The organism is Rhizobium sp. L9, assembly GCF_002531885.1.
Classification (GTDB): Bacteria; Pseudomonadota; Alphaproteobacteria; order Rhizobiales; family Rhizobiaceae; genus Rhizobium.
Genome location: NZ_NWSZ01000007.1, coordinates 224,254 through 237,081, shown reverse-complemented (window position 1 = coordinate 237,081; position 12,828 = coordinate 224,254). Strand labels below are relative to the sequence as shown.

The window sequence follows — 12,828 nt, the reverse complement described above, 5'->3', positions numbered from 1 at the left end:
GCCTATTCCTCGGCCACATAGCGCCGTTCGTGGCGCAGCCCCATGCTGGTGAGGATCTCGTAGCCAATCGTGCCCGCCGCCCGCGCCACGTCGTCGAGGGGCATGTTCGTTCCGAACAGCTCGACATAATCGCCGGCGCGCACGGCGTTCTCGGGCAGGTCGGTGATATCGAAGATCGTCAGGTCCATAGTGATCCGGCCGGCAACCGGCACCTTGTGTCCGGCGATGAAGCCTTGCCCGCCCTGCGGCAGAGCCTGGCGCAGCGGCACGCCGGCGCTCGATAGGCTACGCATGTAACCGTCCGCATAACCGGCAGACGCGATTGCCAGCCGGCTTCTGCGGCAAAGCTGCAGTGCCCTGCCGTAGCTGACGGTCTCGCCGGCCTCGACGGTGCGCACCTGGATGATGCGTGCTTCCGCGGTCGCGACCGGCCGCATCGGGTTCGCCATGCCACTGACCGCCTCGCCGCCATAGAGCGCGATGCCCGGCCGGGTCAGGTCGAAATGATAATCCTCGCCGAGAAAGATGCCGGCCGAGGCGGCAAGACTTGAATCGATGCCTTCATAGACGGCCGTAACCCTACGGAATGATTCGAGTTGCTGTCGGTTCATCGCATGGCTGGGATCGTCGCCGCAGGCGAGGTGGCTCATGACCAGCACCGGCGCAAAACTGGCCGGCCGCGAGACGTCGTCGGCAAGCGCGATAGCGTCGTCGATGTGCAGCCCGAGCCGATTGAAGCCGGTATCGACATGCAGGGCGCAGGGGTAATCGCCGTAATCGGCAAGCACCGCCATCCAGAAGGCGAACTGCTCGTCGGAGGAAATCACCGGTACGAGATCATTGTCGAAGAACCGCCGTTCCGTGCCCGGCCATATGCCCGAGAGCACGAAGATGCGTGCCTCCGGCGCATAGAGGCGAAGGGTGACGCCCTCATCGACGGTCGCGACGAAGAAATCCCGCGCGCCTGCGAGATAGAGCGCTTCGCCGACGTCCTCGATGCCCGTGCCGTAGGCGTCCGCCTTGACGACGGCTGCGGCGCGCGCTGCACCCGAGCGGCGCGCCATGTCGCGCCAGTTTTCCGTGAGCGCACTGAGATCAACGGTCAGCCGCAGGCCTGCGGAAGTGAAAAGATCATCATCATCGGAGGGGATAGGAAAATCTGTCATGAATCGCCGTGAGGAAATGGAAGGAACCGTCCCGCTCAGTCTAGAGAGCATTGTGGCCAAGGAAAAGCGCAGGCGGTCACATATCACCCTTTGCTTCTTGTACGATCACTTTTGTTCAAGACGCATGCAGGCTTTCGCGCTAATTCTATTGGATGCAGAATGTATCGCAGAAAGAGGCGGCGGAAGCCATGCCGCTGGCCAATGTGGAATCGGCCCGCTTCTGGCGGGATAGCCGCTTCCGCGACATGGAATGCCTGAGCGCCACTTTTCTCACCCATGAATATGCGCCGCATGCGCATGATACGTTCAGCATCGGCGCGATAGAAAGCGGCACCCAGATCGCCACCCTCAGCGGCAGGCGGGAGGAAACCGGGCCCGGCGACCTTTATTTGATCGACCCCGGTGTCATCCATGACGGCGCTCCGGGCGGTAACGGCTACCGCTACCGCATGATCTATCCCGACACGAAGCTGTTCGTCGATATTCTGGAGGATGTCACCGGCAAGGCCTTCCATGCGACGCCCTCTTTTTCCGGCGCGCTTCCACGCGATCCCGAGCTCGCCAATGCCTTTCATGCCGCTCACCGAACGCTGGAGAGCGGCGCAGGCGCTCTCGAGTCAGATGAAGGAATGTTCTCGGTGCTGGCGGCGATCTTTGCGCGTCACGGCAGCACGATTGTCGTGCCTGTCGATACCAAGGAGCGAAGCGCCGTCGCCCGCGCTCGCGAATACCTGATCGAGAATTTCGACCTCGATGTTGGCCTCAAGGAACTGGCCGAAGTGGCGGGATTGAGCCGGGCTCATCTCATCCGCGCCTTCCGCAAGGAATATCACATCACACCACACGCCTTCCTGACGGATCGGCGGGTGCAGGTGGCCCGGCGGCTGCTGCGGCAGGGTCGCATGCCAGCCGACATCGCGCTGGAATGCGGTTTTGCTGATCAGGCGCACTTTACTCGGCACTTCAAGGCACGCACGGGCGTGACGCCCGGCCAGTTCCGCCTGGGCTGATCACTTTCGTTCAATACAGCCGTGGCGGCCTGGGCTAACCCTCCGCGATCTTAATCAGGAGGTTGCCATGATGCAGCACGGCCGGCCATCCGGCGAATTTCGTCTTGGCGAATTTCTCGCCGGAATGCGTGCCATCTTTCCGCTCGTCGTCGCCGTTTTGCCGATCGGTCTTGTCTTCGGCGCGGTCGCGGCCACTAAGGGCCTTTCCCCGTTGGAAACGACGCTGATGAGCGCACTTGTCTTTGCAGGCGGCTCGCAATTCGTGGCGATGGACATCTGGACACATCCGGCAAGCTGGATCGGCATTGGCTTCGCAGCCCTGCTGGTCAACATCCGCCACGTGCTGATGAGCGCGTCGATCGGCACGAAGATGCAGTCCTTCTCGGGCATCAAACGCTATATCGCCATGCTCTTTCTTGCCGATGAGCTCTGGGCCATGGCGGAATTCCGCGCTGGAAGCACGCGGCTGAGGCCCGCCTGGTATGCCGGTATCGTCATGCCCTTTTACCTCACCTGGGTCATTTCCTCGCTGACAGGCGCACTGCTCGGCGCGTTTCTCGGCAATCCGGCCGTCATCGGCCTCGACTTCGCCTTTCCGGCTGTCTTCGTCGTGCTGGTCATGGGCTTCTGGAAGGGGCCGGAAACCGGCGCCGTGCTTGCCGCAAGCGGTGCCGCTTCCGTTGCTGTCCACCATTTCGTGCCAGGGGTCTGGTATATCGCCGCCGGGGCGCTGGCTGGGCTGGCAATGGCCCTCTGGCAGGGCAGGGCGCGGGAGCAGGCGGCATGACGCTGCATTTCGATATCCTCATCGCCATCCTCGCGATGGCAGCCGCAACCGTCTTTACCCGCATCAGCGGTCTCGTCCTGATCCGGCATGTCGAGATCGATGAGCGCCGGAGAACGGCAATCGAAGCCATTCCGCCGGCCGTGCTGATGGCCGTCATCGCCCCGACAGCCTTTGCGACCGGCTGGGCGGAGACGCTGGCATGCGCAGCAACCGCGATCGCCGCGCGCCGCCTACCGATGCTTGCAAGCGTCGTGGTCGGCGTCGCAACGGTCGCACTGCTGCGGGCGGCAGGACTCTGAAGAAATCAACGCGGGGAAACCGCGTCAATGTTCCTCATACTGGATGAAGGAAGGATCTGCGAGATCGGCAAAGCGGGTGAATTCCGCCTGGAAGGCGAGCTTCACCGTGCCTGTCGGCCCGTGGCGCTGCTTGGCGATGATAACGTCGGCCGTACCCTTCACCTTGTCGAACAGCGCTTCCCATTCCGGATATTTCGGGTCGTGAGGATCGCGCGGCTCCTGGTTCTTGACGTAATACTCCTCGCGGAACACGAAGAGCACGACGTCGGCATCCTGTTCGATCGAACCAGATTCGCGAAGGTCGGAGAGCTGCGGACGCTTGTCGTCGCGGCTTTCGACCTGACGCGAGAGCTGCGACAGCGCGATGATCGGAACATTGAGTTCCTTGCCGAGCGCCTTGAGGCCGGTGGTGATCTGGGTGATTTCCTGGACGCGGTTGTCGCTTGATTTGCCCGAGCCGGTCATCAGCTGCACGTAGTCGACCACGAGCACGTCGAGGCCGCGCTGGCGCTTGAGGCGGCGCGCCCGCGCTGAAAGCTGAGCGATGGAGATGCCGCCGGTCTGGTCGATATAGAGCGGCACCTTCTGCATCATCATCGAGCAGGCGACGAGCTTTTCGAAATCAGCATCGTTGATGTCGCCGCGGCGGATCTTTGAGGAGGAGACTTCCGTCTGCTCCGAGATGATACGGGTGGCGAGCTGTTCGGACGACATTTCGAGCGAGTAGAACCCGACGACGCCGCCGTTCTTTGCCTTCATGCTGCCGTCCGGCTGCACCTCGCCCTCATAAGCGGCAGCGATATTATAGGCAATGTTGGTCGCAAGCGAGGTCTTGCCCATGCCCGGGCGTCCGGCGAGAATGATCAAGTCCGAACGCTGCAGGCCGCCCATCTTCGCATCGAGCGAATGGATGCCGGTAGAAATACCGGAAAGGCCGCCGTCGCGTTCCTTGGCGACCGCCGCCATGTCGATGGCGAGCGCGACGGCGTCGTTGAAGGACTGGAAGCCGCCGTCGTAGCGGCCGTTTTCGGCGAGCTCGAACAGCCGGCGCTCGGTATCCTCGATCTGCGACTGCGGCGGCATGTCAAGCGGCGCGTCGTAGGCGATGTTGACGACATCCTCGCCGATTGTGATCAGCGCCCGGCGCAGGGCGAGATCATAGATCGCCCGGCCGTAATCCTCGGCATTGATGACAGTGACGGCATTGCTGACGAGGCTTGCCAGATATTGCGCAACCGTCATGTCGCCGACTTTCTCGTCGGCCTTCAGGAAGGTCTTGATCGTCACCGGATTGGCGATCTTGCCCATGCGGATGATGTCGCCGGCGACTTCGAAGATCTTCCTGTGCAGCGGTTCGTAAAGATGGATCGGCTTCAGAAAGTCCGACACCCGGTAATAGGCGTCGTTGTTCATCAGGATGGCGCCGAGAAGCGCCTGCTCGGCTTCGATATTGTTGGGTGCTTCGCGGTAGTGCTGCTCCGACGGAGCAACGGCTGCAATCTTTCGAGCGGCGTCGTTCATCATCATCCGTTCTGTCTTTTTCCAACTCCGGATTTGCAATTCCGGATGGAGAAAATCAAGGGGCTGCCAAAGGAGCGGGGCTCGTCTCGCCTAAATCCTGAACGCTGTGCCCATTGTTCGACTTCTCCACAGTCCCGGGCGCCACAGATGCGAAATACTGGCAGTGTCACCTGCAGGACACGGTACGGAGCCGACTCAGCTCATCCGTTCCGGAGAAGGATATGTTAGCCCGATGACATCGGGAACGCAGCAAAAACATCCGGGTAATCCCCCGCTAAAAAGGCGACCCGAGGGCTGCGCGGACCCGAAACGTACGAAAAGAAAAAGCCCGGCACGGTGGCCGGGCTCTCCCTATCGAGGAATATCCGTCGAGAATTATGCTTCGTCTTCGTCGAGGCCGTCGGCTTCCGGATCGAAGAAATCTTCCGGACGCAGTGCGTCTTCGTCGACGCCGTAGATCGCGTCGACCGAGGTGAGCTCTTCGCCCTTGGCCTGACGCTCTGCCTCTTCGGCCGAACGGGCAACGTTCAGCTCGATGTTGATTTCGACTTCGGCATGCAGCTGCAGCTCGACCTTGTGCAGGCCGATCGCCTTGATCGGCGTGTTGAGGTGAACCTGGTTGCGGCCGATGTTGAAGCCTTCCGCGGCGAGAACTTCGACAACGTCACGGGCAGCGACCGAGCCGTAGAGCTGGCCGGTTTCGCCGGCGGAGCGTACGACGATGAAGGACTTGCCGTCGAGGACGTCGGCGACCTTCTGGGCTTCCGACTTGCGCTCGAGGTTACGGGCTTCGAGCGTTGCACGCTCGGATTCGAAGCGGGCCTTGTTGGCGGCGTTGGCGCGCAGTGCCTTGCCGAGCGGCAGCAGGTAGTTGCGGGCAAAGCCGTCGCGAACCTTTACGGTTTCGCCCATCTGGCCGAGCTTGGAGATGCGTTCGAGAAGGATGACTTCCATTTTCTTGTTCCTTTCTTGTGTCTCAGATTTTCGTGTCGGATTGTTTGGAGGTATCGGCATCTTTCGTCGGGGTCAGAGCGATCGCTTTGCGCGTATCGCTAAGACCCACGACCAGGATGAGGAGAGCTGGCAGCAGCATGAGCATCGAAGCCAGGTAGCAGAGGATGAGGGCCGGTATCCGCCAGTCCTTGCCGCGTGTGCGGAAATGCAGCGAGGCGAAGCCGGAGAGCATGAAACCGGCGCCGAAGGTGCCGATCACGGTCGCGCCGACGAGCGCCGGAACGCCGCCGAAGAAGCAGGCGCCAAGCCCGGCCAGGAAGATGAAGATCGAATTGCGGTTCATGCGCAGCGACGAAGGAATATCCTCGCGCGGCCGAAGGCCGCGGCCGGATGCGGCGACGATGCGCACGGCGAAATAATAGGCGGCAAACAGCATGCTGACCCACATGCAGCCCTGCACGGCCGGCAGCATCAGCAGGATCAGCGATTTGGTCTGCGCGGTTGCCGCCGGATCGGGAATGAATTCCGGCTGCTGCTGCTTGACCGAGGTGATCAGCAGATCGACGATCGGGTCGGTGATATCAGGACCATAGCCGATCATCACGCCGATGACGATGACGGCAAGCGTCACCAGGCCGCACAGATGCAGCAGGATATCGGAGAGCGGATACCAGGCAAGCAGATGGTCTGGGCCGCCGAGTTCGGAGGCGGGACGCGCGAGATTGGCGAGATGGCTAAGCCAGCCGGCCGGCAGCAGCGTCACCAGCGTCATGATGAGCGCGAAAGACGGGGAGATGAGGACAGCACCAAGCGCCGCTCCCGTGACGACGGCTGAAATTGCAGCGGCATTGCCCCAGCCGAGCCCGACGAGCAGGATCGGCAGCGCCGAGGCCGTATAGAGAAGCGCGCTGAAAAACGACGGCTGCATGCTCGCGCCCAGCACCAGCAAGGCGGCGGTCAATCCGGCGAGTGCGCCGATCAGCAGCGTTTTAAGATCCGGTCGTTTCAAGGTCGCTGTCCTGCTTCATCAAGCAGTTAGAGGCTGTTGCTGAATCGAATTCAGAAACATCTCAACATGGGTTTTAAGAATTCCGATCCGCGCCCATCGCGGAAGGGAGTAGGGAAGGCACGAGTGCCTTCCCCTAAATGTCATCACATCGGCCGATTAAGCGACGACGTAAGGCAGCAGGCCGAGGAAACGGGCGCGCTTGATCGCCTGGGCGAGTTCGCGCTGCTTCTTCTGGGAAACGGCCGTGATGCGGGACGGAACGATCTTGCCGCGCTCGGAAATGTAGCGCTGCAACAGACGTACGTCTTTGTAGTCGATCCGCGGAGCGTTTGCGCCGGAGAACGGGCAGGTCTTGCGGCGGCGATGGAACGGACGGCGGACCGGAGCGGAGGAAGCTTCAGACATTCTTATATCTCCTTATGCACGGTCTTCGCGGGGAGCGCGGTCCGGACGAGGGGCGCGCTGGAACTCGCCGTCACGGCGCGGCGGACGGTCGCCGAATTCGCGGCGCGGGCCGCGGTCGCCGCCTTCGCGCGGGCCGCGGTCGTCGCGGTCACGCTTCTGCAGCATGGCAGATGGGCCTTCTTCGTGCTTTTCGACGGCGATGGTCATGTAGCGAAGAACGTCTTCGCTGATGCGCATCTGACGTTCCATTTCCTGGATCGCTGCTGCCGGTGCATCGATGTCCATCAGGGCGTAATGCGCCTTGCGGTTCTTCTTGATGCGATAGGTGAGGGACTTGAGGCCCCAGTTTTCGATGCGCCCGACCTTGCCGCCGTTAGCTTCGATCACACCCTTGTACTGTTCTACGAGGGCATCGACCTGCTGAGCGGAAATATCCTGCCGGGCAAGGAATACATGTTCATAAAGAGCCATGACAGCTTTGCCTTTCTTGCGTTTGGTTCAACCCGATATTCGGCGGCTAAGCCTCAACGACTGCTCCTGATTGGGCGGACCCAGGCAAGAAAAGCGTTTCCGAGACGGTCGAGAGCGGAGACACGGGAGGCTGGAACGCTTCCGTTCCGAACGATTTCCAGACAGGAAACCGGCCCTCCGTTCAGCCACCAGCCAGAAGACCGGGTTAACGAACAGCGCGGCTTATACGGATTTTTTGGCGAAAGGCAAGCGCAATCGGAGATTCGAACCCGACGCTGCCGATCGGCAGCGTCCGGACGATGCGGGGATAGATCAGAGCGTCAGCGGATACTGCCGGTGCACCTTGGCGATCTCCGTCAGGATATCATCCGAAAGCGTCAATTCGGCCGCGCTGATATCGAGTTTCAGCTGCTCCATCGACGTCGCGCCGATAATGATCGACGTCATGAAGGGCCTCGATCGGCAGAAGGCGAGCGCCATGACTGCCGGATTGATGCCGTACCGGGCCGCGAGCGCGAGATAGGCCTTGGTCGCCGGCTCCTGCAGCGGCTGCAGCCGGCCACCGATATCGGGATTGATCGACGCGCGCGAACCCTTCGGCCTCAGACCATCGACATATTTGCCGGTCAGAATGCCGCCGGCGAGCGGCGAATAGGCAAGCAGCCCGACATCCTCGTGATGCGAGAGTTCGGCAAGGTCAAGGTCGAAATGGCGGTAGAGCAGATTGTACTCGTTCTGGACGCTGGCAACGCGCGGCAGGCCCTTCTGTTCTGAGAGCGTCAGATATTTCTGGATGCCCCAGGTAGTCTCGTTGGAAAGGCCGATCGCCCGGATCTTGCCTTCCTTCACCAGCGCGCCCAGTGTTTCCAGGATTTCGAGCATATTGGCGACGGCCTGGTCTCGATCCTGGGTGAAGGGATTGTAGCTCCAGTTCTGGCGGAAGTGGAAATGGCCGCGGTTCGGCCAGTGGACCTGATAGAGGTCGATGTAATCGGTCCTCAACCGCTTCAGGCTGGCCTCGAGCGCCAGGCGGATGTTCTTTGCGTCCGCGCCTTCGCCGCCGCGCAGATAATCGCGGCCGCGGCCGGCGACCTTGGTCGCAAGCACGATATTTCGGCGCTTGCCGGATTTGCTGAACCAGCTACCGATATAGTCTTCAGTCCAGCCCTGCGTTTCGGGCGAAACCGGCGTGGTCGGGTAGAGTTCGGCGGTATCGAAGAAATTGACGCCCTTCTCGACGGCGTAGTCCATCTGCGCATGAGCGTCGGCTTCGCTGTTCTGCGAGCCCCAGGTCATGGTGCCAAGGCAGATTTCTGAAACGGAAATGTCGGTTCGGCCTAGGGAGTTGTACTTCATGGAGAAACCTTGGGAGAGAGAGGGAAGCCTTGGAAGGGTCTGGGCGAATCTAGGCTGGATTTGACGGAGCGCAAGAGCAAAATCCGGGCTTTTGCGCGGGCGCGAAAGGCTTTGCGGAGAATGGAGCGCCACTTGACTCTGCCGGAAAGAATGTCAATTGGAGGCAAAACAGCCTTGAGGGGCATAGTCAGGGACATGAACATGACCATCGCTTTCACTTTTCCCGGCCAGGGCAGCCAGGCCGTCGGCATGGGCAAGGATCTCGCCGAGAATTTCGCCGAAGCTCGCGCCGTTTTCGAAGAGGTCGACGAAGCGCTCGGTGAAAAGCTTTCCGACATCATGTTCGATGGTCCCGAGGACACGTTGACCTTGACGGCGAACGCCCAACCGGCGCTGATGGCGGTATCGATAGCCGTCGTCCGTGTTCTTCAGGCCAAGGGGGTGGATCTTAAGTCCAAGGTCGCCTATGTCGCCGGCCACTCGCTTGGCGAATATTCGGCACTCTGCGCCGCCGGCACCTTTTCGCTCCCGGATACGGCGCGGCTGCTGCGCATTCGCGGCAATGCCATGCAGGCGGCCGTCCCCGTCGGCGTCGGCGCCATGGCCGCGATCATCGGCCTCGAACATGCCGACGTCGTTGCCGTCTGCGAGGAGGCCGCCGCTACCGGCGCCTGCCAGATCGCCAACGACAATGGCGGCGGCCAGATCGTCATCTCGGGCGAGAAGGCAGCCGTCGAAAAGGCCGCCGGCCTTGCGACCGACAAGGGCGCCAAGCGCGCCATCCTGCTGCCGGTCTCCGCTCCTTTCCATTCCAAGCTGATGGCGCCTGCGGCCGAGGCCATGCGCGCGGCGCTGGCAACGGTTGCCAAGTCCGATCCCGCCGTGCCCCTGATCGCCAATGTCCGCGCGGCGCCAGTGACCGGCGCCGACGAGATCGCCAGCCTCCTGGTCGAGCAGGTGACAGCTCAGGTCCGTTGGCGCGAGACGGTGGAATGGTTTGCGGCAAACGGGGTCACGACGCTTTACGAGCTTGGTTCGGGCAAAGTGCTGACCGGCCTTGCCCGCCGCATCGACAAGACAATCAACGGCGTCTCGGTCAATGGTCCTTCGGATGTCGATGCGACCGTCGCCGCCCTGATGGCCTGATTGATATCTCCAGATATAAGGAACCTTTCCATGCTCGATCTTTCCGGCCGCAAGGCTCTCGTTACTGGCGCATCGGGCGGTATCGGCGAGGAAATCGCCCGCCTTCTTCATAAGCAGGGCGCCATCGTCGGTCTGCACGGCACCCGTGTCGAGAAGCTGGAAACGCTGGCGGCCGAGCTCGGCGAGCGCGTCAAGATCTTTCCGGCCAACTTGTCGGACCGTGACGAGGTCAAGGCGCTCGGCCAGAAGGCCGAGGCCGATCTCGAGGGTGTCGATATTCTCGTCAACAATGCCGGCATCACCAAGGACGGCCTGTTCGTGCGCATGAGCGACGAGGACTGGGATGCGGTCCTCGAAGTCAATCTGACGGCGACCTTCCGCCTGACGCGCGAGTTGTCGCATCCGATGATGCGCCGCCGCTATGGCCGTATCATCAACATCACCTCCGTCGTCGGCGTCACCGGCAATCCGGGGCAGGCCAATTACTGCGCCTCCAAGGCCGGCATGATCGGCTTCACCAAGTCCTTGGCGCAGGAAATTGCCACCCGTAACGTGACGGTCAACTGCGTCGCGCCCGGCTTCATCGAAAGCGCCATGACCGGCAAGCTGAACGACAAGCAGAAGGAAGCGATCATGGGGGCGATCCCGATGAAGCGTATGGGCACGGGCGGCGAGGTCGCTTCGGCTGTTGCTTACCTTGCATCCTCCGAAGCCGCCTACATGACCGGCCAGACGCTGCACGTAAACGGCGGCATGGCGATGATCTGAAACGACAAACTGTCGGCACGGAGATATTTCCCGCAATAGCATGTTGAGCAATCACGAAGCGTTGATTTTCTGGCTTTGCGGCAGACTTAAACCATGTTAAGCGGGCCAATGACTGTGAACAGTCGTCCCGAGAAAGCAGACGGACCGGCGGGCTTTTCGCAAGCCTGGGACATCTCTGAAGCCGGGTAAACGAGTTTGCCGAGGATGTCTGAAAACATCGCAGGCTGAAACAGGGTAAGGGTGCCGCAACGGCACTCCGATCAGGACATAAGGTCGAGGAAACCGACATGAGCGATATCGCAGAACGCGTAAAGAAAATTGTTATTGATCATCTTGGCGTCGATGCCGACAAGGTCGTCGAGAGCGCCAGCTTTATCGACGATCTGGGCGCTGACTCGCTCGACACGGTCGAACTTGTCATGGCTTTCGAAGAAGAATTCGGCGTTGAAATCCCCGATGACGCTGCCGACTCGATCCTGACGGTCGGCGATGCGGTGAAATTTATTGAGAAGGCCCAGGCCTGATCCTATATATTTGAGAAAGGGCGGGCCTGGAGTCCGCCCTTTTCTTTTCGGCATATTTCTCCATAGAACATAAGAGACGGGGGAAAGCACGCGATGAGACGTGTCGTCATCACCGGTACCGGCATGGTATCACCCTTGGGATGCGGAACTGAGGTGACGTGGTCGCGGCTGCTTGCCGGCCAGATCGGCGCCCGTCTGGTCACCGAATTCGAAGTCGACGACCTTCCCGCCAAGATCGCCTGCCGTATCCCGATCGGTGACGGTATCGACGGCACCTTCAATGCCGATCAGTGGATGGAGCCGAAAGAACAGCGCAAGGTCGATCCCTTCATCATCTTCGGGATGGCTGCCGCCGATATGGCGCTTGCCGATGCCGGCTGGCATCCCGAGACGGATGAGGATCAGATTGCCACCGGCGTGTTGATCGGCTCCGGCATCGGCGGCATCGAAGGCATCGTCGAGGCAGGTTACACCCTGCGCGACAAGGGCCCGCGCCGCATCTCGCCCTTCTTCATTCCGGGTCGCCTGATCAATCTCGTCTCCGGCCAGGTTTCGATCCGCCACAAGCTGCGCGGACCCAATCATTCGGTCGTCACCGCCTGCTCGACAGGTGCGCATGCGATCGGCGATGCCGCGCGGCTGATCGCGCTGGGTGACGCCGACGTCATGGTCGCCGGCGGCACGGAATCTCCCGTCAGCCGTATTTCGCTGGCAGGATTTGCCGCCTGCAAGGCGCTGTCGACCCAGCACAATGACGATCCGCAGAAGGCTTCGCGCCCCTATGACCGTGATCGTGACGGATTCGTCATGGGCGAGGGTGCTGGCATTGTCGTGCTCGAAGAGCTGGAGCATGCCAAGGCGCGCGGCGCCAAGATCTACGCCGAGATCGTCGGCTATGGCCTGTCGGGCGACGCCTATCATATTACCGCGCCTTCCGAAGACGGCGAGGGTGCCGGCCGCTGCATGGCGATGGCGCTGAAGCGCGCCGGATTGACGCCGGCCGATATCGATTACATCAACGCCCACGGGACTTCGACTATGGCCGACACGATCGAGCTCGGGGCGGTCGAGCGCCTGGTCGGCAACGCGGCGTCGAAGATCTCCATGTCCTCGACCAAGTCGGCGACGGGACACCTTCTCGGTGCTGCCGGCGCGATCGAGGCGATCTTCGCGACACTTGCAATCCGTGACAATATCGCGCCGCCGACGCTCAATCTCGACAATCCCGAACGCGAGACAGCGATCGATCTTGTTCCGCACAAGGCTCGTGAGCGAGAAATCAATGTGGCACTGTCCAACTCGTTCGGATTCGGCGGTACGAACGCATCGCTCGTGCTGCGCCGCTACGCACAGTAAGGGTCCCGTCGTAGCAGGCCGTGTGAAAGCACAGGGACCGGCAGCGGCTTCGTTGA

14 protein-coding genes are annotated in these 12,828 nt (G+C 61.4%); 7 read left to right on the top strand and 7 right to left on the bottom strand.

All coding sequences use genetic code 11. The features are described from left to right. Positions 1–2: 2 nt before the first annotated feature. Positions 3–1,166, bottom strand: a complete 1,164-nt coding sequence (gene alr, locus CO660_RS09470) for an alanine racemase (protein WP_097598484.1) — start codon at positions 1,164–1,166, stop codon at positions 3–5. A 188-nt stretch (positions 1,167–1,354) separates the two neighbouring features. On the opposite strand from alr, the gene CO660_RS09465 reads away from it, so the two are divergent. The 3 genes from CO660_RS09465 to CO660_RS09455 all read left to right on the top strand — a co-directional run bounded on the left by CO660_RS09465 (position 1,355) and on the right by CO660_RS09455 (position 3,262). Next, on the top strand, positions 1,355–2,176 hold the full coding sequence (locus CO660_RS09465; RefSeq protein ID WP_097598541.1) for an AraC family transcriptional regulator: 822 nt from the start codon (positions 1,355–1,357) through the stop codon (positions 2,174–2,176). A gap of 67 nt (positions 2,177–2,243) precedes the next feature. After that, positions 2,244–2,963 carry an AzlC family ABC transporter permease gene (locus tag CO660_RS09460; protein ID WP_097598483.1) on the top strand — a complete coding sequence of 240 codons (720 nt, stop codon included), beginning with the start codon at positions 2,244–2,246 and terminating at the stop codon, positions 2,961–2,963. Beyond that, entirely contained in the window at positions 2,960–3,262 is a 303-nt protein-coding gene (locus CO660_RS09455; protein WP_097598482.1) for an AzlD domain-containing protein, read from the top strand. The genes CO660_RS09460 and CO660_RS09455 overlap by 4 nt, the downstream gene beginning before the upstream one ends. Positions 3,263–3,286: 24 nt before the next feature. Here the strand turns inward: CO660_RS09455 and CO660_RS09450 are convergent, their stop codons facing one another. The 6 genes from CO660_RS09450 to CO660_RS09425 all read right to left on the bottom strand — a co-directional run bounded on the left by CO660_RS09450 (position 3,287) and on the right by CO660_RS09425 (position 8,978). Next, positions 3,287–4,783, bottom strand: coding sequence for a replicative DNA helicase (locus CO660_RS09450; RefSeq protein ID WP_097598540.1), 1,497 nt, complete (start codon positions 4,781–4,783; stop codon positions 3,287–3,289). Positions 4,784–5,158: 375 nt separating this feature from the next. Then, positions 5,159–5,737 (bottom strand): 50S ribosomal protein L9, encoded by a 579-nt coding sequence (rplI, locus tag CO660_RS09445; protein ID WP_085777634.1) that lies wholly within the window; start codon positions 5,735–5,737, stop codon positions 5,159–5,161. Positions 5,738–5,759: 22 nt separating this feature from the next. Beyond that, the gene (locus tag CO660_RS09440) at positions 5,760–6,746 is read right to left on the bottom strand and encodes a DUF2232 domain-containing protein (RefSeq protein ID WP_097598481.1); all 987 of its coding nucleotides are present in this window, start codon (positions 6,744–6,746) and stop codon (positions 5,760–5,762) included. 156 nt (positions 6,747–6,902) lie between these two features. Beyond that, positions 6,903–7,151, bottom strand: a complete 249-nt coding sequence (rpsR, locus tag CO660_RS09435; protein ID WP_004680498.1) for a 30S ribosomal protein S18 — start codon at positions 7,149–7,151, stop codon at positions 6,903–6,905. A 12-nt stretch (positions 7,152–7,163) separates the two neighbouring features. Beyond that, positions 7,164–7,622, bottom strand: a complete 459-nt coding sequence (rpsF, locus tag CO660_RS09430) for a 30S ribosomal protein S6 (protein ID WP_085777636.1) — start codon at positions 7,620–7,622, stop codon at positions 7,164–7,166. 312 nt (positions 7,623–7,934) lie between these two features. After that, positions 7,935–8,978, bottom strand: coding sequence for an aldo/keto reductase (locus tag CO660_RS09425; protein WP_097598480.1), 1,044 nt, complete (start codon positions 8,976–8,978; stop codon positions 7,935–7,937). A gap of 201 nt (positions 8,979–9,179) precedes the next feature. On the opposite strand from CO660_RS09425, the gene fabD reads away from it, so the two are divergent. From fabD to fabF, 4 genes are all read left to right on the top strand, one after another. Next, positions 9,180–10,124 carry an ACP S-malonyltransferase gene (fabD, locus tag CO660_RS09415; RefSeq protein WP_097598478.1) on the top strand — a complete coding sequence of 315 codons (945 nt, stop codon included), beginning with the start codon at positions 9,180–9,182 and terminating at the stop codon, positions 10,122–10,124. A gap of 30 nt (positions 10,125–10,154) precedes the next feature. Then, positions 10,155–10,892, top strand: a complete 738-nt coding sequence (gene fabG / locus CO660_RS09410; RefSeq protein WP_097598477.1) for a 3-oxoacyl-[acyl-carrier-protein] reductase — start codon at positions 10,155–10,157, stop codon at positions 10,890–10,892. A gap of 287 nt (positions 10,893–11,179) precedes the next feature. Next, positions 11,180–11,416 carry an acyl carrier protein gene (locus CO660_RS09405; protein ID WP_003547058.1) on the top strand — a complete coding sequence of 79 codons (237 nt, stop codon included), beginning with the start codon at positions 11,180–11,182 and terminating at the stop codon, positions 11,414–11,416. 93 nt (positions 11,417–11,509) lie between these two features. Next, positions 11,510–12,772, top strand: coding sequence for a beta-ketoacyl-ACP synthase II (fabF, locus tag CO660_RS09400; protein WP_097598476.1), 1,263 nt, complete (start codon positions 11,510–11,512; stop codon positions 12,770–12,772). Positions 12,773–12,828 lie beyond the last annotated feature (56 nt).